At 44.6% G+C, this 20,895-nt stretch carries 19 protein-coding genes; 10 read left to right on the forward strand and 9 right to left on the reverse strand.

What is annotated here, in order from left to right; translation table 11 throughout:
• The 3 genes from V7Q33_RS04590 to mutL form a co-directional block, all read right to left on the reverse strand.
• On the reverse strand, positions 1–625 hold a 625-nt coding region (locus V7Q33_RS04590; protein WP_333819039.1), incomplete at its 3' end, for a rhomboid family intramembrane serine protease.
• A gap of 27 nt (positions 626–652) precedes the next feature.
• On the reverse strand, positions 653–1,300 hold the full coding sequence (locus V7Q33_RS04595; protein WP_331979153.1) for a rhomboid family intramembrane serine protease: 648 nt from the start codon (positions 1,298–1,300) through the stop codon (positions 653–655).
• 48 nt (positions 1,301–1,348) lie between these two features.
• Complete coding sequence (gene mutL, locus V7Q33_RS04600; protein WP_333819040.1) at positions 1,349–3,163, reverse strand: DNA mismatch repair endonuclease MutL; 1,815 nt, start codon at positions 3,161–3,163, stop codon at positions 1,349–1,351.
• Positions 3,164–3,333: 170 nt separating this feature from the next.
• Here mutL and V7Q33_RS04605 point away from each other — a divergent pair, with 170 nt between their 5' ends.
• From V7Q33_RS04605 to V7Q33_RS04615, 3 genes are all read left to right on the forward strand, one after another.
• Complete coding sequence (locus tag V7Q33_RS04605) at positions 3,334–6,228, forward strand: serine hydrolase (RefSeq protein ID WP_333819041.1); 2,895 nt, start codon at positions 3,334–3,336, stop codon at positions 6,226–6,228.
• A gap of 75 nt (positions 6,229–6,303) precedes the next feature.
• Positions 6,304–7,446: an N-acetyl-alpha-D-glucosaminyl L-malate synthase BshA gene (bshA, locus tag V7Q33_RS04610; RefSeq protein WP_331979302.1), complete on the forward strand. Its 1,143-nt coding sequence runs from the start codon at positions 6,304–6,306 to the stop codon at positions 7,444–7,446.
• A gap of 62 nt (positions 7,447–7,508) precedes the next feature.
• On the forward strand, positions 7,509–8,132 hold the full coding sequence (locus tag V7Q33_RS04615; RefSeq protein WP_331979159.1) for a sterol desaturase family protein: 624 nt from the start codon (positions 7,509–7,511) through the stop codon (positions 8,130–8,132).
• 85 nt (positions 8,133–8,217) lie between these two features.
• On the opposite strand, the gene V7Q33_RS04620 is transcribed toward V7Q33_RS04615, so the two are convergent.
• Positions 8,218–8,346, reverse strand: a complete 129-nt coding sequence (locus V7Q33_RS04620; RefSeq protein WP_331979161.1) for a hypothetical protein — start codon at positions 8,344–8,346, stop codon at positions 8,218–8,220.
• A gap of 166 nt (positions 8,347–8,512) precedes the next feature.
• Between V7Q33_RS04620 and V7Q33_RS04625 the strand changes: the two genes are divergently transcribed.
• The 5 genes from V7Q33_RS04625 (at position 8,513) to V7Q33_RS04645 (ending at position 14,025) form a co-directional block, all read left to right on the forward strand.
• Complete coding sequence (locus tag V7Q33_RS04625) at positions 8,513–9,610, forward strand: vWA domain-containing protein (protein WP_333819042.1); 1,098 nt, start codon at positions 8,513–8,515, stop codon at positions 9,608–9,610.
• 39 nt (positions 9,611–9,649) lie between these two features.
• Complete coding sequence (locus V7Q33_RS04630; protein ID WP_333819043.1) at positions 9,650–11,167, forward strand: magnesium chelatase; 1,518 nt, start codon at positions 9,650–9,652, stop codon at positions 11,165–11,167.
• A 152-nt stretch (positions 11,168–11,319) separates the two neighbouring features.
• Entirely contained in the window at positions 11,320–12,021 is a 702-nt protein-coding gene (locus V7Q33_RS04635; RefSeq protein ID WP_331979167.1) for an AlbA family DNA-binding domain-containing protein, read from the forward strand.
• Positions 12,022–12,279: 258 nt separating this feature from the next.
• Entirely contained in the window at positions 12,280–13,617 is a 1,338-nt protein-coding gene (locus V7Q33_RS04640; RefSeq protein WP_331979169.1) for a PhoH family protein, read from the forward strand.
• 156 nt (positions 13,618–13,773) lie between these two features.
• Positions 13,774–14,025: a hypothetical protein gene (locus tag V7Q33_RS04645; protein ID WP_331979170.1), complete on the forward strand. Its 252-nt coding sequence runs from the start codon at positions 13,774–13,776 to the stop codon at positions 14,023–14,025.
• Between the two features lie 20 nt (positions 14,026–14,045).
• On the opposite strand, the gene sucD is transcribed toward V7Q33_RS04645, so the two are convergent.
• From sucD to V7Q33_RS04665, 4 genes are all read right to left on the reverse strand, one after another.
• Positions 14,046–14,924: a succinate--CoA ligase subunit alpha gene (gene sucD / locus V7Q33_RS04650; protein WP_333819044.1), complete on the reverse strand. Its 879-nt coding sequence runs from the start codon at positions 14,922–14,924 to the stop codon at positions 14,046–14,048.
• Positions 14,925–15,023: 99 nt separating this feature from the next.
• The gene (locus V7Q33_RS04655) at positions 15,024–15,929 is read right to left on the reverse strand and encodes a hypothetical protein (RefSeq protein WP_333819045.1); all 906 of its coding nucleotides are present in this window, start codon (positions 15,927–15,929) and stop codon (positions 15,024–15,026) included.
• Positions 15,930–16,057: 128 nt separating this feature from the next.
• Positions 16,058–16,954 carry a hypothetical protein gene (locus V7Q33_RS04660; protein WP_331979176.1) on the reverse strand — a complete coding sequence of 299 codons (897 nt, stop codon included), beginning with the start codon at positions 16,952–16,954 and terminating at the stop codon, positions 16,058–16,060.
• Between the two features lie 40 nt (positions 16,955–16,994).
• The gene (locus V7Q33_RS04665; RefSeq protein WP_331979178.1) at positions 16,995–18,332 is read right to left on the reverse strand and encodes a CHASE2 domain-containing protein; all 1,338 of its coding nucleotides are present in this window, start codon (positions 18,330–18,332) and stop codon (positions 16,995–16,997) included.
• Between the two features lie 59 nt (positions 18,333–18,391).
• On the opposite strand from V7Q33_RS04665, the gene meaB reads away from it, so the two are divergent.
• The gene (meaB, locus tag V7Q33_RS04670; protein ID WP_333819046.1) at positions 18,392–19,420 is read left to right on the forward strand and encodes a methylmalonyl Co-A mutase-associated GTPase MeaB; all 1,029 of its coding nucleotides are present in this window, start codon (positions 18,392–18,394) and stop codon (positions 19,418–19,420) included.
• A 13-nt stretch (positions 19,421–19,433) separates the two neighbouring features.
• Here the strand turns inward: meaB and V7Q33_RS04675 are convergent, their stop codons facing one another.
• On the reverse strand, positions 19,434–19,619 hold the full coding sequence (locus V7Q33_RS04675; protein WP_331979182.1) for a DUF5522 domain-containing protein: 186 nt from the start codon (positions 19,617–19,619) through the stop codon (positions 19,434–19,436).
• 111 nt (positions 19,620–19,730) lie between these two features.
• Between V7Q33_RS04675 and V7Q33_RS04680 the strand changes: the two genes are divergently transcribed.
• Positions 19,731–20,870 carry an ABC transporter substrate-binding protein gene (locus V7Q33_RS04680; protein WP_333819048.1) on the forward strand — a complete coding sequence of 380 codons (1,140 nt, stop codon included), beginning with the start codon at positions 19,731–19,733 and terminating at the stop codon, positions 20,868–20,870.
• Positions 20,871–20,895 lie beyond the last annotated feature (25 nt).

Here is a 20,895-nt window from a genome sequence, read left to right on the forward strand (position 1 = left end):
CAAAACCAATCAACGCTCCGCCCAGGTGCGCTATATTTCCACCGGCGTTGGATTGAACGGTACCCAGAAAGGACAACACGATATAAAAAGCTGCTATATATTTAATGCGCACTGGCCCGAGGAACAACAAAAAGAAAGTATAATCCGGAAGCAATGTAGCGGTAGCCACTACAATGGCATATACTGCTGCCGATGCGCCAATCATACCCAATAACGGTGTGCGTTCTATAAAGAACGGAATCAGGTTATATACCAGCAGGTAAGAAGCACCGCCTGCCAATGCGCCCAGCACATATACCGAAACAAGTTTATCGCTGCCGAGATACTCTACAAACAATTTACCGAACCAGTAGAGGAACAGCATATTGTAAAGTATATGAAATATACCACTCAGATCATGCACAAAGGCATATGTCATGATAGTCCACGGTTTCAGGATAAAGGCTTCGATGGGTGCAGGTATAGCTACCTGCAGGTGCAACCACTCCCCTATTTCCGGAAACTGACTTATTGTTGAGAACACGGTGATAACCGCCATCACCAGGAACACGACCACGTTGATAATGATCAACTGTACGTGTGCATTATTATACCGGTTAAATGCGTTCTTGAATTCTTCAAACATACATCAACACACTAAATTGTTTAACGCTCAGCTCCATCCATCGCCACCCTCTTTTCGCCAGGCGGTGATCAGCAGAAACGCAAAAATTACACCACCCAGGTGTGCGAAGTGAGCCACATTTCCACTTTTGTCCATGAAAAAATTCAGGCCTCCTAACAGAAACACAAGATACTTAGCTTTAATCGGAATTGGGGGGATCAATAACATTATTTCCATGTTAGGAAATATCATACCGAAGCCCATTAAAATACCATATATAGCACCGGAAGCTCCCATCATAATGCCGTAAGAGCCAATACCGAGATATCGATCTACAATAATGTTAAAAATGCCCGCTCCTATACCCGTTACCATATAGAACATTGTGAACCGTTTGGTTCCCCAATATGATTCCAGCATTGGTCCCATAAAAGCAAGGCTCAGCATGTTGAAGAATATATGCGAGAATCCTCCATGCACGAACATATACGTAAAAAGCTGGTAAGGCTTAAAGCAATCGGTATGCGTATTCCACATTGACAAAAAGCCTGTAATGATGTCGTTCTGATATGCGAAGCCTATACCACTACTGCCAAAACATCCTGCGAAATCCATACTGGGCGCTACCATCTGGCCTATAAAAACAATCACATTTATAATGATAATACTTCTAACAACCGGCGTAAGTCTGAACATAGTAAGTTTAATTAATCTGCTTCTTCCGTTTTCTGTTATAGGTCGGGATTATCTAAAATAGGTTTCAAGTTTAGTTAATTCAAAAATAAAAAATGTAGGTTTCCCGTCTGGCGAGTAGTTCGATGTTGAACACGCAAACAAACTATCTACCAGGGCCTGCATTTCTTCGCGCACCAGCGGCTGCCCGGCCTTAATGGAAGCCCGCCTGGCCAGCGCCCGCGCGAGATTTTCCTGCAGCGGCAACTCAAGTTCCGACTGGTTGACCTTGAACTGCTCGATCAATCCTTCAAACAAATCTTTTTCATTACCGCCCTGCACTGTAGTTGGCACACCATTTACCACCAGTGTATTCTTTCCAAATACATCAAAGCGAAACCCCAGTGCTTCTATCTCCGGTTGCATCTCCAGTGCTAACGCAAAATCGGCTGCACTCAGCGTGATGGCCTGCGGAAATAAACTTTGCTGACTCTGACCGGATTTATTTTTCAGTTGATTTAAAAACTTTTCAAACAAAATGCGTTCGTGCGCAGCCTGCTGATCGATGATCATCATACCCGACCTCACCTGTTTAACGAGGTAACGGGCATGAAGTTGAAACAACGTCCGCTCTTCTGAAGCAGTCGCTTGTGATGACTGATTTATTGCACTCTCGAACCGCAGCGTCTGCGGTTGTGGTGCCGTAATTTCATCCTGCTGGCGAATGGTCGGTTTTATTTCGGGGGTTTCAAACAGCTTCTCCCAATTTTCGGTGTTGGAGCGATGTAAGGCTGTGCTGAATCGTTCTTCAAAATATACCTGCTTTGACTGGTTGTTGGCATTGTTAAGCTTGGTGATGAAATTCACATCGGCATTAAAATCTATAGCCGGTGTCAGGTTGTGCGAGCCTATAGCCTGCCGCACCGCAGCGCGCACTACAGCATACACAGCACGCTCATCATCAAACTTGATTTCCGTTTTGGTAGGGTGCACGTTCACATCGATATGCTTCGGATCCATGTGAATGAAGAGCACATAGAACGGAAAACTGTTTTCGGAGATCAGTCCTTCAAAGGCATTCATCACCGCGTGGTTCAGATAGTTGCTGCGGATAAACCGGTTGTTCACAAACAGGAACTGCTCACCCCGCGTTTTGCGTGCAAAGTCGGGCTTGCCTACATATCCCTGCACTTTAACATTCTCCGTTTCCTCCTGGCAGGTAGCCAGTTGCTCCTGATACGATTTGCCAAACAGGTTTACAATACGCTGGCTGAGCTTGGTAGCGGGCAGATCGTATATACGTTCATCACCATGAATCATGGAGAAAGAAATTTCCGGATGTGCGAGCGCGAGCCGCTGAAATTCTTCAATGATATGTTTTAGTTCTACCGGATTTGACTTCAGAAAATTTCTGCGCGCCGGTATATTGTAGAAGAGATTTTTTACTGCGATACTGGTTCCTTTCTCGCAGGCTACAGGCTCTTGTTTTTTTATATCCGAGCCTTCTACCACAATGCAGGTGCCCAGTTCCTGGTCAGCCAGTCGTGTTTTAATTTCTACCTGTGCCACGGCTGCGATAGAGGCCAGCGCCTCACCACGAAAGCCCATGGTATATAGTGCGAACAGATCTTCGGCCTTCCGTATCTTGGATGTAGCATGACGCTCCAGGCTCATACGTGCATCGGTCTCCGACATGCCGCTACCATCATCGATCACCTGCAGCAGAGATTTACCGGCTTCCTTTACAATCAGTTTAATGGTGGTGGCTCCCGCATCGATCGAGTTTTCGATCAGCTCCTTCACAGCCGAAGCCGGGCGTTGCACCACTTCACCAGCGGCAATCTGGTTGGCAATCGAATCGGGTAAAAGCTGAATGATGTCAGGCATGAATGCAGTCGTGCAAATTAAGGAAGCACAAAGGTGGCAAATTTTACAGAAGGAATCGCCAGATTTTTAGATACACCCGTTGAAATGTTCCCGGAAGTTCACCGTTAAAAATTTAACCGTTAACTTCGCTCGTTCACCGTAATCGTTCATTTTTTAAACTTTATTAACGGATGGTTAAAAAGACGCTTGGTCTCTTTGCACTTATACTCTACTGTATTATACCCGCATGCGCCCAACAAACCAGGCAAGCCTGGGTTGACAGCGTATTCAATTCCCTCAACACCAACCGAAAAATCGGCCAGCTATTTATGATACAAGTGCCGGCCCAAACCGATGCTGCCAGGCTGAATGAAGTACGTTCCAAAATAAAAAATGAAGAAGTAGGCGGACTAATCATAGCCGGTGGCAACCCGGTAACACTCGCCCGACTGATTGCCGGATTTCAGAAAGAGTCTGATATACCATTGCTCATTGCGCAGGATGCCGAAGGCGGTTTAGGCATGAGCCTCGACAGTACACTTACCTATCCGTCTCCACTCGTGTTGGGCGCAATCAGAAATGATTCACTGCTTTACGAACTAGGCAAGAATATCGCACTGCAACTAAAGATGATTGGCGTTAATCTGAATTTCGCTCCCACCGTGGAGATGAATACAACGCCAACCCTACACTACCAGTCTTTCGGAGAAAATAAATTTCGCATCACCAACAAGGCACTGGCGTTCATGAAGGGCATGGCCGATCAGCATGTGCTGGCGGTGGTAAAGAATTTTCCGGTAAAGGGATTAACCATTACAGAGGTAGAGAAGGGCTGGCCCATTGTTCAACCTGCTGTGGACACCGCACAGGTATATACTTTCAGACGACTTTTCGATGGCGGGCTCACCGGATTTATACCCGGCAGCACAGAGTTGCCATTATTCTATTCCAACATGAGCCTGGCACGTAAGAACAATTTTACTTCGCAGGCATTGTCATCGCTGTTTACAGGCGATTGGGTAAAAAGGAACATGAACTTTAAGGGACTGGCCTTTACAGACATGCGCAATGTTCCGCCCATGGAGGAAAAGAACGGTGAGGGATTGGCATCACTCTATGCATTAAAGGCCGGTAATGATGTGCAGCTATACCCGGAAGACATTAACAACGCTATTCGAAAAATACGCCGGCAGGTTCGCCGCGATAAGCAGCTCGAAGAGCAACTGGATGCAAGTGTTAAAAAGATACTCGCGGCTAAATATGATGCCGGCCTGTGGCACAAGGAAGTGATCAACACCGATAATCTTTTACTCCGGCTCAACACACCGCAATCGCGACTGCTGAATAAAAAATTACAGGAAGCCGCCATCACGGTAGTGAAGAACAGTAACAATGTGTTACCGGTATCTATACTCGATAATAAAAAATTTGTATACATTACCAGCGACACTACACAAAAACCGGATGCGCTATATCATTACCTGACACACTATACACATGCCGACCGCTATACATTACATCAACTGCCGCAGCTTAAGCGGCTTGCAGAAAGTAAAGATAAGTTTACCATCATCATTGGTATTTACCCGCAAACAACACCGGAGGCGCTGAGTATATTAAAGCAGTTACTGGGAACATTTAATCGTCATGAAGTAATTCTCTGCGACTTTGGCAATGAAGAATTTCTACGCACGGCCGGGCAGTACCCCACGGTTATTACAGCCTATACCAACACACGCGAAATGCTGGAAGGTGTGCCGCAGGTAATTTTTGGAGCACTCGCGGCAGATGCTATACTGCCTATGAGCATAAGCGATCAACTGAAGAACGGTATCAGCAATACATACTCTTCACTTAACCGCCTTACCTATTCTATACCCGAAGATGCCGGCATGGATAGTCGTGTGCTCACGGAGATTGACTCCATTGCCCGGGAGGCTATCAAAACGATGGCAACGCCCGGATGCCAGGTATTGGTAGCCCGTCATGGCAAAGTGGTGTATGATAAATCGTTTGGATACCTCACATACGAGAAGAAATCACCCGTAACAGAGCGGACCATTTACGATCTCGCTTCACTCACCAAAGTATCTGCCACGCTACAAGCCACCATGTTTATGTACGAGCGTGGCCTCATCGACCTCAATAAAAAGGCTTCTGTCTATCTGCCTGAGCTGCGAAACAGCAACAAGAAAGATATCACCATTATTGATATGCTCACACACCAGGCGGGACTTGCACCCTTTATACCCATGTGGCCGCAGACGATGAAAGACACTACATTTCTGCCACAATTCTACAGCCACACGCGCGATGCAGTACATCCTTTTCCCGTGGCCCCCGGACTTTATGGATCGCAGGCCATGAAAGATTCTGTCTGGTCGTGGATCATTCAGTCCAGGATGGCCGAAAAACCACCACGCACGCCTTATCCATACCGCTATAGCGATTTGGGACTGATGATTATGCAGCACATTGTGGAACGACTTTTAAATCAACCGCTGGATGATTTTCTGCATCAAAATTTTTATGAGCCACTGGGTGCCTATACTACCCGCTTCAATCCATTGGATAACTTTCCGGTGCAAACCATTGCTCCTACCGAGATCGACAAAATATACCGTAAGAAACTGATCGCAGGCACTGTACACGATGAGCGTGCCGCCATGATGGGCGGTGTCAGTGGCCATGCCGGTTTATTCAGCAATGCCAGCGACCTGGCGAAGCTCGGACAAATGCTTTTGCAAGAAGGATATTATGGAGGATATCATTATTACAAGCCGGAAACAGTACGTTTATTCTCTACCAAAATGTATAAAGGCCGCAGAGCCATTGGCTGGGATCGCCCGGTGCAAAGTGAGTGGAACAGCCCTACATCATTAACTGCATCGCCGCTTACCTTTGGCCACACCGGGTTTACCGGCACGTGTATGTGGATCGATCCGGAGTTCGACCTCGTATATATTTTCCTATCCAACAGAGTATATCCCGACCGGAGCACGCGTCTTAATACCACCAACATCCGTTCGCGTATTCAGGACGTCATCTATCAATCGATCTTTGATTATTGCGCCCATTCACAATAAATTAACAAAAGAAGAGAAACTAACCCTATGTGAAACGGGTTAAGCTGTAACAAAAACCAACCACCAGTGGAACAAATTAAAATTGGCATTGTATGCTATCCAACCTTCGGAGGAAGTGGTGTAGTAGCGACTGAGCTCGGTAAAGCACTCGCCCAGGAAGGTCACAAAGTACATTTTATCACTTACTCACAACCTACCCGCCTCGATTTCCTGAATGAAAATCTTTACTATCACGAAGTAGATTTCCGATCATACCCCCTCTTTGAATTTCAACCCTACGAGCTTGCACTGGCCAGCAAAATGGTAAGTGTGGTAAAGAACGAAAGACTTGATTTGCTGCATGTACATTATGCTATACCACATGCTTCTGCAGCCTATATGGCTAAACAGATTTTGCGTACACATGGTATATTTATACCGGTAGTAACAACCCTGCACGGTACTGATATAACGCTGGTGGGTAAAGATCCTTCATACGAACCCGTGGTAACATTCAGCATCAACCAGTCTGATGGCGTTACGGCTGTATCTGAAGATCTGAAAAGAGAAACCTATCAGCACTTCAAAGTATTGAATGATATAGAAGTTATACCTAACTTCATCGATCTTGAAAAATTCAAGAAGCAGAAGAAGGATCACTTCAAGAAAGCGATCTGCCCCAACGGCGAGTCGCTCATTGTGCACACATCCAACTTCAGAAAAGTGAAGCGTATACCGGATGTGATCCAGGTGTTTGCAAACATTCGCAGAGAAATACCGGCCAAGCTGCTCATGATTGGCGATGGGCCTGAGCGTAATCATGCTGAAGGTATGTGTCGTGAGCTGGGCATCTGCGATGATATACGTTTTCTCGGAAAGCTTGAAGCAGTGGAAGAAGTGCTTTCGGTAGCCGACCTCTTCATTATGCCGTCCGAGAAGGAGAGCTTCGGTCTGGCAGCGCTGGAGGCAATGGCCTGCGAAGTACCAGTAATTTCGACTAACACGGGTGGGCTACCCGAACTTAATGTGCAGGGTGTTACCGGCTTTATGAGTGCCGTAGGCGATGTGGAAGATATGACGCGAAAAGCCCTGTTTGTACTGGATAAAAACAACCTTCCCCGCTTTAAAGAGAACGCATTGAAGCGGGCACAAGATTTTGATATCACGAAGATACTGCCCTTGTACGAAAGCTATTACCAGAAAATTTTAGAAAAATCCGCAGCGAAAACTGCGGTATAAACGTTAATAAATTTTGTACGAGAGTCCTGTGATTTTAATTTCGCACAAAAGTTGAATACGGTATGGAAGTAGAGGTATTACCCAAAAACAAAGGAACCAAGCAGCTTTTTAAGAACCCGATTTTGGAGAAACTGTCACGCACACATATCTCCATTCCACTTACCATATTCTTTTTATACTCTTCAGGATTATTATACTGGAGTATAACACACACATCGCTCAATGCATTTGTAACAACCGGTATGTTCTTCTTCGGATTGCTCGCCTTCACGTGGGTAGAATACATGACGCACCGCTATATCTTTCACATGCAGACCTATACGAAATTCAGACAGAAGCTGCAGTATACTATGCATGGAGTGCATCATGAGTTCCCGAAGGACAAGGACAGGCTGGCAATGCCCCCACTGCTAAGCATTACCATCGCCACCATTCTGCTGCTTTTCTTCAGATTAATAATGGGTGACCTGGTGTTTGCATTCCTGCCCGGATTTTTGGTTGGCTATGCAGGCTATCTGTCAGTGCACTACATGGTGCATGCGTTTCAGCCACCCAAAAATTTCTTTAAGGCATGGTGGGTAAATCATAGCGTTCACCACTACAAAGATGGCGAGATTGTGTTTGGTGTATCTTCTCCCTTGTGGGATTATGTATACGGCACAATGCGTGATAAAAAAGCTTCGTAAGATTTGGAAGCGTGAATAAAATAAAGCCATCCTTTTCAGGATGGCTTCTTTATTTGTTTAGGTTAATGAGAGCGTTGTGAACAAATCAGATGCGGGTTTCGCGAGAAGGAGCAGCCTTCTTTTGAACCTTCTTGGCATACGTTGGGCAGGTGTGAAAACCACAGGATGAGAGGATTACACCTACTAAGACGAAAGCAGCTACAGACTTTTTCATAAGGTTGTTTGGTTAAATTGTTATTCAAAGATATTTAAGTCGGTTCAACGGCATTTTTCGATTCTGGCAGAATCCTTACACAATGCAAGAATCTTTCAGGAATTTAAATTTTGAAGGAGAAACAGAAAGTCGAAATTAATGGTTTAGAGAGTTATACCTTAATGCTATGCTGGGATACAGATTTTCAAAATACACACCTCCGCAAGACCAGGGCAAAAGCGATTTCGAAAAGCTCTTGAAGATATTCATGCAATTGGTGCTCATCACCTCCGGTAACGTTGGCGAAGCACTGCAATGGCTCACAGAAGTAGATCGTCAATATAATCTTACCAATGGCCAGTATGGCGTTGGCGATTTTATTGAAGACCTGAAACGCAACGGCTATGTTACGGATGAAGGCCCCAAGGGGGAATTTAAACTGAAAGCGAAAAGCGAACAGAACCTGCGCCAATCGGCACTCGAAGAAATATTCGGCAAACTTAAAAAGACCAAACAGGGCGAGCACAATACCTCACATAGCGGCCGTGGTGATGAACAAACGACCGAACGGAGAGACTATGAATTTGGTGATACACTCGAACAAATATCAGTTACCGATTCGCTTCGAAATGCACAGATCAATCACGGCCTCGATAATTTCTTCATGACAGAAGACGATCTGGAGGTAATGGAGAGCGAGTATAAAACGCAAACTTCCACGGTGCTGATGATCGACATCTCGCATTCTATGATCCTGTATGGTGAAGATCGCATTACACCGGCCAAGAAAGTAGCCATGGCACTGGCAGAACTCATCACCAAAAAATATCCGAAAGATACGCTGGATGTTCTGGTATTTGGTGACGATGCCTGGCAGATCGAAATCAAAGACCTCCCTTATCTGCAGGTAGGTCCCTATCATACAAACACCGTGGCAGGCCTGGAGCTTGCCATGGATATTTTGCGCAGACGCAAGAATGCCAACAAGCAGATTTTCATGATCACCGATGGCAAACCCACCTGCATCAAACAAGGTATTAAATACTATAAAAATGCATTTGGTCTTGATCAGAAAATACTGAATACAACACTTAACCTGGCAGGCCAGCTACGGAAATTAAAAATTCCGGTTACTACCTTTATGATTGCCACCGACCCGTATCTGAAATCTTTTGTGCGCGATTTTACAAAAGCCAACAACGGCAATGCATACTACAGCAGCCTGGAAGGGTTGGGCAACCTCGTGTTTGAAGATTTCAAACGCAACCGAACAAAGAACTTATAATCAGTCGCACATAGCGATACTTTATTTTAGACTATATTTATGTATTCCACATCCATTAAGACTCTTGGTGAATTAAAAAAAGCAGGCTATACATCGCGCTCCACGAAAGAAGAGCTTCGCGAAAACCTGATCGACCGGCTTCGTAAAAAAGAAACTGTATTTGAAGGCATCTGGGGATATGAGGAAACGGTTATCCCAGACCTGGAGCGCGCTATACTGGCAGGCCACGATGTAAACCTGCTTGGCTTGCGCGGCCAGGCAAAAACAAGGCTTGCGCGCCTCATGGTAAATCTGCTGGACGAATATATACCCTATATTGAAGGCTCAGAATTGAACGATGATCCGCTGAGCCCGATCTCCCGTTTTGGAAGAGACAAAATTGCAGAGCTTGGCGATGCTACCCCAATAGCATGGCTGCACCGCGATGAACGCTATACCGAAAAACTGGCAACCCCGGATGTATCCATCGCCGATTTGATTGGTGATGTTGATCCTATAAAAGCAGCTACGCTAAAACTTCCCTATTCCGATGAGCGTGTCATTCATTTTGGATTGATACCGCGCTCCAACCGCAGTATTTTTGTAATAAACGAATTGCCCGACCTGCAGGCACGCATACAGGTAGCGTTGTTCAACATTCTGCAGGAGGGCGATATACAGATACGCGGCTTTAAAATTCGTATGCCGCTGGATATCCAGTTCGTATTCACTGCCAACCCGGAAGACTATACCAATCGTGGCAGCATTGTAACGCCATTAAAAGACCGGATCGATAGTCAGATCATTACACACTATCCTAAAACGCTGGCTATTGGTAAACGTATCACACAACAGGAGGCGAGACTTAAAGACATTCAGCGCTCCATTGTATCTGTCAATGAGATTGCGAAAGACCTGATCGAGCAAATTGCTTTTGAAGCACGCAAGAGTGAATATGTAGATGCCAAGAGCGGTGTATCGGCACGCCTCACCATATCTGCGTATGAAAATCTGGTAGCAGCCGCCGAACGCAGAAGCATTATTAATGGAGAAAAGAATACCGCTATACGCGTAACAGATTTTATAGGTGTAGTGCCCGCCATTACCGGTAAAGTAGAACTAGTGTATGAAGGGGAGCAGGAAGGCCCGGGTATAGTAGCACAGAACCTGATTGGCAAAGCATTACGCACACAGTTCGTAAATTATTTTCCGGATCCTGACAAATTCAGAAAACAAAAAGAGAAAAGCCCCTATAAGAAGGTATCCGACTGGTTTGGTGAAGGTAACACGGTTGATTTGCTCCATAACATGACGCAAAGTGATTTCGAAAAAGCACTGAAGTCTGTACCGGGGCTAAACGATCTCATCAATGATTTCCATAAAAATCAGGATGCCGCCACGAAATTATTCCTGATGGAGTTTGCGCTGCACGGATTGGCAGAATATAGCCTCATCAGCAAACATTCGCTTTCTGCCGGATTGCAATTCAAGGATCTGCTCAGCAGTATGTTCACACTTCCGCGTCCCGGAGAGGATGACGATGATGAGAATGACGAACTGGCAAGAGGTAAATTTTAAAAGACATTATAACGAATAACGAAAGCTTAGAGCACATTGCTTTAAGCTTTCGTTTTTATAAAGCACCGCTACCCTATATATAGTTGGTATCGTTCGTTATGTAGTTAGCAATTCATTCAACATCTTCACTTACTGTTTTTTAATTATCGTTTATGAGACCCCAGGAATCCGTCACCTTTAATGCACAGCAGGTTCAGCAATTGAAGAAACTGGTGATGCATGGCGAAGGGCTTACACTGGAATTTAAACGAAAGGCCGCGTTCCCCGAGAAGATTGTTCGGGAAATGATTGCGTTTGCCAATACGCAGGGCGGTATATTATTAGTAGGCATCGGCGATGACCTGACTATACCCGGATTGAAACATCCGGAAGATGAATCGCATGTTATTAAGCAAGCCTTAAAGAAATGCAAGCCTGCACTAACGTATACTGAAACATTTATACCCATTGGCAATGCGCGTACCGTTATACAATATGAAATTGCCGAGAGTAATAAAAAACCACACTATCTTCTCACAGGCGAGGAAACTAAAGAATCATTCGTACGCGTTGACGACAAGAGTATAAAGGCCAGTCGTGAGGTGCGCGAAATTGCCAGGCGATCGCAGAACAAGAGAGATGTTCGTTTTCACTATGGTGAACACGAGCATCTGTTGATGCAGTATCTGGATGTTAACAGTACGATTACATTAAAGAAATTTACTGAGATCAGCGGACTTAAAAAATTTTATGCTTCCAGGAAATTGATATTGCTGGTGCTGGCAGATGTACTTCGGGTATCTCCGAATGAGCGTGGTGATATTTACTCGCTGGCTTTTCGGGCAAAAGATAGCTTGCATCGAAACGGGTCGTAAAGTTATAAAAAAAGTTTTCTTCTTCACCTCTTCTCTAATCGTAACCTTTTCTTTAGCTTTCATTCAAATCGTTATGCACCGCACTCGTACCAGGTGATGACTGCGGCATACGATATAGGTGTCATCAACAAACAATGTTTACTTGACACATTAAACAAGTCAAAAAAGTCTACGAACACTTTTGCATGCAATCCTCTAAAGGAAGAATTGATCATCGAAAATTTCGTTCAAGACCCCACCCTAAGTTCTTTGTGAAGCATGGCTAAACTTAAGAAGGAGAAGAAGATCTTCGTACTCGACACGTCTGTCATTATTTATGAACACAACTCCATCCTCAACTTCGATGAACACGATGTCGGTATACCGATAACGGTATTGGAGGAGCTCGACAATTTCAAAAAAGGTAACGATACCAAGAATTTCGAAGCACGCGAATTTATACGCCTCATCGACAAGCTTGCCAAAGACCGCATGTTACAGGAGTGGAATCCTATCAATGGCAAAGGCAAGGGCAACTTCAAGGTATTGATGGATACACACAGCGCGGTGGATGCCAATAAAATATTCAATGAGGTAAAAGCCGATCACCGCATACTCAATGCAGCCCTGCAATTGCAGAAGGAAGAGAAGGGCAAGCGTGTGATCCTTGTATCCAAAGATGTTAACCTTCGCCTCAAAGCCAAATCACTTGGACTACAGGCTGAGGATTACACCACGGGTAAAGTTCAGAATATATCGTCATTATATACCGGAAGAACGGTGATTGAAGATATAAATGCAGACCTTATTAACCTGCTCTACGAAAAAGGATATTGCCAGCCCGAAGAGATTCTTGGAAAATTACATCCCACCAAGAATCACTACTATATATTGAAAAGCGGCAAGAAGTCTGCGTTAGCATACTTCAATCCGTTCAACGGCATGATGGAGCACGTGGAGAAACGCTCGGTATACGGAGTAAAGCCACGCAATGCTGAGCAGACCTTTGCTATCCACGCAGCCCTGAAGCCTGACATAAGACTGGTATCTATACAAGGTGTAGCGGGTACAGGAAAAACACTGCTGGCATTGGCTGCAGCATTGGAGCAAAAACGTGAATACAAGCAGATATACCTTGCGCGGCCCATTGTGCCGCTTAGCAACAAAGACATTGGATATTTACCAGGCGATATTAAATCGAAAGTAAATCCCTATATGGAGCCGCTGTGGGATAACCTGAAGTTTATCCAAAACCAGTATAGCGAAACAGACAAAGAATATTCAAAAATAACAGAAATGGTAAGCCAGGAAAAACTGGTCATCACACCATTGGCCTATATACGCGGAAGAAGCTTGTCAAACATTTGCTTTATTGTAGACGAGGCGCAAAACCTAACACCACACGAAGTAAAAACGATCATTACGCGGGCCGGCGAAAACACTAAGATTATTTTTACCGGAGATATATACCAGATTGATACGCCTTACCTCGATTCTCAAAGTAACGGACTGTCTACTCTCATTGACCGATTGCAGGACCATGAGCTTTATGCACACATTACGTTGGAGAAGGGTGAACGCTCCGAGCTGGCAAACCTGGCCAATGAGCTGATGTAAATTGGCATAAGATTCTCCCGATTTTATAATTTTCAGTAAAATCGCTTCCCATTCTTAGACATTCACCAAACAAAAGCCCTGAATTTCCAACGATTTCGGGGCTTTTATACTTTGGCCTGTTATTGGAAGAAGTATCTGAAACCCTAAAAATGTTTTATGATACTTCGATTTATTTTCAGGCAAATGTCGTTGCAAAAGCAGGCTTCTTACCTTAAGAAAAAAGGTATTATGTTGGGTACCCGCCTGAAGAACGGCCGCAGAATATACATTTATATGCTGCGTGATTTATTTGTAGAAGTCTTGTATAAGAATGACAACACCAATGAAGAAGCCGAGCAACTGAATATGCTTCGCGGATTAAGTAACCTCAACGATTATTTGGAGAAAGAATTTAAGGCCAGCTTTTAACTGGCCTTTTTTATTGTGTCTTATTTCTTGGAAAGAACCTTCACCATGGTATCGCCGATTTCTGCAGGCGATTCTACCACATGGATTCCGCACTCGCGCATAACTTTCATCTTGGCAGCAGCGGTATCATCCGCACCACCAATGATGGCACCCGCGTGACCCATTCTTCTTCCGGGAGGCGCTGTTTGACCAGCAATAAATCCTACCACAGGTTTTTTATTACCATTTTCTTTAATCCAGCGAGCCGCCACTGGTTCGTAATTTCCACCAATCTCACCGATCATTACAATCGCATCGGTTTCAGGATCATTCATCAATAACTCAACAGCATCTTTTGTCGGTGTTCCAATGATCGGGTCACCACCAATACCAATCGCAGTAGATATACCCAGGCCGGCTTTTACGATCTGGTCAGCAGCTTCATACGTAAGCGTTCCTGACTTCGATACAATACCGATGCGGCCTTTTTTGAACACAAAGCCTGGCATAATGCCCACTTTCGCTTCGCCTGGTGTAATAACTCCCGGGCAGTTCGGGCCAATGAGAGTAACTCCTTTATCCTTGATATATTTCTTTGCCTGCGTCATGTCCTTCACCGGTATACCTTCGGTAATAGCGATGACTACTTTAATACCAGCATCAGCAGCTTCCATGATGGCATCGGCAGCAAATGCAGGGGGCACGAAAATGATAGAAACATCAGCTCCTGTTTTATCAACAGCATCTTTCACGGTGTTAAATACTGGTCGCCCCAAATGTTCTGTGCCGCCTTTTGCCGGAGTAACTCCGCCCACCACATTGGTTCCGTATTCAATCATCTGTCCGGCATGGAAGGTACCTTCCGAGCCCGTGAACCCCTGAACAATGATTCTCGAATTTTTATTTACCAGTACACTCATGAACTTGTTTTTTAAGCAGCACAAAAATAGGAGAATAAAGCATTCGTCCAAGGGGAATAAAACACAAAAGGCTGCTTTGCAGCAGCCTTTTCCATTCTATTATTTTGTATCCAACGGCTTGTCTTTAAGCTTATTACGTATTAAAAAGTCGTTGTAAGCATCCTTGAAAGTAGGCACATCGGGAGCAAGTTTTATCGCTTCCTGGTATGCGGTGATCGCATCAATCAGCAATGAGTTCTGTTCATAAAAGCCGGCCAGCACCAGTTTATTCAGCGCCGTTTCCTCCTCGGTTTGTGCAGCAATTTCATTCAGCAGATTCTTGATGCGTGCTTTGTCTGCCTTTGATAAGCGCTTTAATGTATATACTTCTGATACCTTGTTCGGATCGGCCTTCGATTCTACGGTAACAAGAATGTTATCTTCATTGGCAAAATCTGCATCAGCCAGGTTTATACTAATGCTGTTCTCGTTAGTCTGCTTCTTGGCAAGCTCTTCATCAAACAGGCTTTTGAATTTCACGATATACGGACCTGGAATTTTCTCGGCATCCCAGTTGATAATGATCTCATCGTTATAAATGGCAGGGTTTTGAGTAGCAATCGGTAAATATAGCGGTATAATCGAACCGCGGTGCACCGCTCCTGTGGCTTGCATGCTGTTGACTTTCTGTGTATTGGAGCTGAGAATAAAGTCGGCATATTTATTCAATACACTGGAACCTCCGCTCACCTTCGCTGCCAGGTCTGATACTTTATATTTACCGGCCTGTTTTACTTCCAGTGGTTTACCACTCACGTGCACGAGACCTACATACGAGTTTTCAGCAACCTTTAATTCATCTACTGCTTTGAGGCTCGAACCAACTTTAATAGTCTGCCAGTTCGCTCCACTCTTCACTTCATTCTTTCCTTTGTTTACCAGCACTTTGAAGGCAACTTCCTGGGCCGTTACCACTTGCGTAAACGTAATCAAGATACATACTACGAGCGCCAACTTCGTTTTCATGACATTAATACGGTTAAGGGTTTTGTTTGTCTACATTCAAAATTAGAACATCTTTCACGAATATATTCTGCATACAACGAAAAAGCCGCTTTTAGGGCGGCTTCTTTCTGTTATTTTTTTTGAAAAATCTATCGTTTGATACCGTTTCGGATCAGGAAATCTTCGTATGCTTCTTTGTAGGAAGCAACATCCGGAGCCAATGCAATGGCTTCTTCGTAAGCAGCAACAGCATCTATATATAAGTGATTCTCTTCGTAGAAGCTCGCCAGTATAAATTTGTTCAATGCCGTTTGCTCGGCAACTTCTCCCTGTATCTGTCCCAACGATACTTTGATCTTTTCGCGCTGCGCAGGTGCCAGTTTCTTCACCAGTCGCTCAGCAGATTTTTTATTCGGATCAGCTTTCGAACTAACCTGCACGAGTACAGCATTTTCGGAAGCATATTTAGCATCACTCAAATCGATGTGTAGGGAAGACTCGGGTGTCTCAACTTTTGAAAGCTCTTCACCAAACATATTGTTAATCACTACTACATAAGGGCCTTCTACTTTGTTGGTTTCCCATGAAATAACAATCGCGTTGTTATATACATCGGCATGTTGATTTTCAGGAAGCATGATCTGGATAGGTGCAGACTCTCCGCGGTGTACCGCCCCGGTTGCACTCAAACGGTTCTTTTTGGCTTCGGCAGAATTGCTGCTCAAAATAAAATCCGTGTATTTACTCAGCACGTTAGAACCTCCGCTTACTTTGGCTGCCAGATCGGCCACTTTATAATTACCGGCCTGTTTCAATTCTATAGGTTTGCCGGTAACGTGCACGAGGCCTATATATGCATTATCAGAAAGTTTAAGCTCATCGCCGCTTTTTAACGATGCCCCGGTTTTTATGGGCTGCCAGGCATCGCCTATTTTTAATTCATTGGTCCCTTTGTTTACCAACACTTTAAAAGCGTAGTCCTGCGCAAAAGCAGGAGAAACAGCCAGCAATACTAGATAGAGGAAGGGTAGGATTTTGATTTTCATAATGGCATTCACGTAAAACGTAAAATTAGTCGGTTTATCGTTAATACTCCTGGTTCGCTTTAGGTAATCTTTTCACAACATTTACCCAAAGTCGTGCCACACCAGGCCTTAAAACGTTAAAATAAAACTCAAAACATGGCCCTACGGCCGCAATTGTAGCGAGTGTTAACGTAAGATCGAGCTTGAAGTTGGAGGCCGCAAACAGCCAAATGGTAAATCCCATCAATAAAACAATCTGAAGCACCTGAATCACCAGCGAAACACTATCAAACCACATGGGATACCGATGGTTGATTACGTAGAAGAGTGCCACATTCAGATAACAAAAGATAAATGCAATCAAATATGTTATCCATTCGGGCAGTTCATCTATATAATCTTCATTTAATATAGTGGCCAGTATATTGGCATGCACTACAAGCCCGAACATATCGGGGTTGGCACGTCCTGATACTTTTTTATTAAGCGGTGTAAAGAACTTGTCGTTCCAGGATGGATCGCCAAAATACTTTCCCAGAAATCCAAAGATCACAATCTTATCATGAATCATCTCCGGAAGAAATTCACCGTTGAAGGGCTGATGCACATCCAGCGCATAAAACATTACCGGGTATTTTGTTGTGGCCAAATCTTTACCTCGAAGTGCCTTGATGCGTACATCCTGTATATCAATATTGCCACGGAAGTTTACAACCTCTTCATCATTCTCCCGACTTAATAATTTTGCAGCCTTCAGAGGATCGTATTTCATAGCCAGTTTCACCGCGAATGCGTATTCCATTTTCCCATTCACATCTATTTTTGGAAAGAACGTGCGGCATATTTTTACATCCTCCTGATAGCTTGCACCGGTTGGCAGGCTTGCATATCCATAATCTGCAACATCCTGAAACATGGGATCTGAATATTCAATAGAATCATATACATCTATAGCACCCGATTTCGAGAGCGAATCAGATTGTAAAAGTTTAGATACGAGCACTACGTTGCCTGCTTCTTTAATCGCATTGCTCAACAACAGATTACCCAGTGTATCCAACAGTTGAGGACAATCAACCGTGTCTCGAAGACCGCCTTCACAATTAAAAAAACCATCTATACCGATTACTTTGGGTTTATGCTGTGCAATGATTGATATCTGTTGCGCCAATTCTCCGCGCGTAAGGTTGCCTATATTTACCAGCACAATACGCTCGTCTACCAATGGATCGGGCCTGATGTTGGAAAATGCATAATCGATGAGCTCAAAATCTGAAAGCGCCTGTGCAATGGGGTCAAAGGCATTGAAGAGGTTAAGTGTGGTGATCTTCGAAATACCCCACATAAAAGCAAACACAAATAAGGTAGCGAGTAAACTGTTGATCAGGAATTTCCTCATACAGGAAGCGGGTAGTATCCAGTAAATTTAGAAATTTAAAACTTCATTCAATAAGAACTTTGAAGCCAACTATTAAATCCAGACTCACGATTGACCAGTTTGCGGAAGGTATTCTGCGCGGAGACCGTATTGTGCTTGGCCAAGCCATCACACTCATTGAAAGCAGTCGCGCAGACGACCAGCAGCAGGGTGCAGCACTGCTCGAAAAGATAATCGCTCGAACGGGCCAGGCTATCCGCATCGGTATTACCGGTGTTCCAGGTGTTGGCAAAAGTACATTTATAGAAACCTTTGGCAAGCATCTTATCCGACAAGGGAAAAAGATAGCTGTACTGACAATCGACCCAAGCAGCCAGCTAACCAAGGGAAGTATACTGGGCGACAAGACCCGCATGGAGGATTTATCCAAAGACCCACATGTCTTTATTCGTCCGAGTGCTTCGGGTAGCACATTGGGAGGTGTGGCGCATAAAACACGCGAGGTGATGTTGCTCTGCGAAGCCGCCGGTTATGATGTTATTCTTGTAGAAACGGTTGGCGTTGGTCAATCAGAAGTATCTGTTAAAAATATGGTCGACTTTTTTTTATTGCTGATGCTGGCGGGAGCAGGCGATGAACTGCAGGGTATAAAAAAAGGAATTATGGAAATGGCCGATGGTATAGCGATTACCAAAGCCGATGGCGACAACATAAAGCACGCTACAGAAGCCATGGCAGAATACCAGCATGCTTTTCATCTCTTTCCTCCTGCTGAATCGGGGTGGATGCCACGTGTCATTACATCATCGGCGAAGACAGGTGCGGGGATTGATACGGTGTGGGACATGATTATGCAATACCACGGCCAGACTACTGCTTCGGGATTTTTTGCAACGAATCGTGGCCGGCAAAATGTAGCCTGGTTTGAAGAACACTTCAGCCAGCTATTGAAGGAAGATTTTGCCCGATTCCCCGCGCTGCAGCCAACACGAAAAGAACTAATACAGTCAGTCGAAAAGTTAACACTCTCTTCGCGACAGGCTGCGTTACGGTATTTAGAGGCATATCATAAAGCTATACATAACCACTACCTACAAAAAGAGGTATAGGTATTTACAAAAATTACTTAGGCTCCTGCTTGTCTTTGTTCTTTTTAAATCCATACGGACAATGCCTGCAGCCACTCTTGCAACAGTAGCCTCGCTTTAAATGGAAAGCCTCTGTAAAAACGATGAAACCGTTTTCCATATAATGATATGGAGAGCTGTCTCCAGGCTTTCCTTCTTCCGATGGGTTTGTATCCGCCATAAGTATAATAACACGACAAACTTAAATATTTATTCCTCCTTCCTATACTTCCGATAGCTTGCCGGAAGTGAAAGTGATTAAATTGCTTCTCTATTCCAAAACAGTCGTGTTATGCAAAAAATTTCGGGCGTTATTTTGTTTCTGATACTATGCTGGGCCTGTGCGCCCAGGGAACAGACTGATAAGAATGCATCCGCTGTAAAAGATTCCCTGGCGCTCGATTATGCCATGGGTTTCAAAGTATACTACCAAGCCAACAACATAAAAATGGTGGAAGTGCCTCAACCTTTTCAGGGTGCTTCTTCAGGCTATAAATACTTACTGGTTCCGAAAGATCAGGAAATCCCTCCTCACGATGCCGATGTAAAGGTGATCCGCACTCCGCTATCCTCCATCGCCTGTACTTCTACCACACATATACCGTTACTCGATTACATTCAAGAAACCGACAAGCTTACCGGATTCTCCACCACCGATTTTATCAGCTCCGAAAAAATGCGTGCTCGTGTGGACGCCGGTAAAGTAACCGAGCTTGGAATCGACAAGGGTATTAATCTGGAGCGCCTTGCCGTACTAAAACCGGACATGCTGATGGGCTATGCGCTGAGCAGTGACTATGGCCAGTTTAAGAAGATTGAAGAATTAGGTGTGCCCGTGGTGATCAACGCCGAATACCTGGAAAAACATCCGCTGGGCCGGGCGGAGTGGATCAAGTTTATGGCTGTGTTTTTCAACCGCGAAAAAGCCGCTGACTCTGTTTTTCAGATTATCAAAAATAACTACCTCGCCACACAGGCACTCGCGGCTCAAACCACTACAAGGCCATCGGTAGTATGTGGCGTTGTATACGGTGATGCGTGGTTTTTGCCAGGTGGCCAAAACTATGCTGCCAGAATTCTTGATGATGCCGGTATCCATTACCTGTGGACCAACGATGCTTCGAACGGATATCTGGAACTAAGTTTTGAAGCAGTATATGAAAAAGCTAACCAGGCTGACCTTTGGATAGGCACAGGGCCTTACTCGACATTGGCGGAGATACGTGCAGCCGATGAACGCTACACACGTTTCAAGGCATTTCAGCAAAAGCAGATATATACTTCCGATGCGCGCAAGGGCGCCAAAGGCGGAAGCGAGTATATGGAGCTGGGGTATTTGCGCCCCGATATTATTTTAAACGACCTGGTAAAGATTGCTCATCCAGAACTGTTGCCTGAGCACGTACTCTATTTTCACAAGAAGCTTCAATAATAATCACGTATTTCGAGTCAGGCTT

Origin of the sequence: Ohtaekwangia sp., from assembly GCF_036786105.1 — a bacterium.
Taxonomy (GTDB): domain Bacteria; phylum Bacteroidota; class Bacteroidia; order Cytophagales; family Cyclobacteriaceae; genus Ohtaekwangia.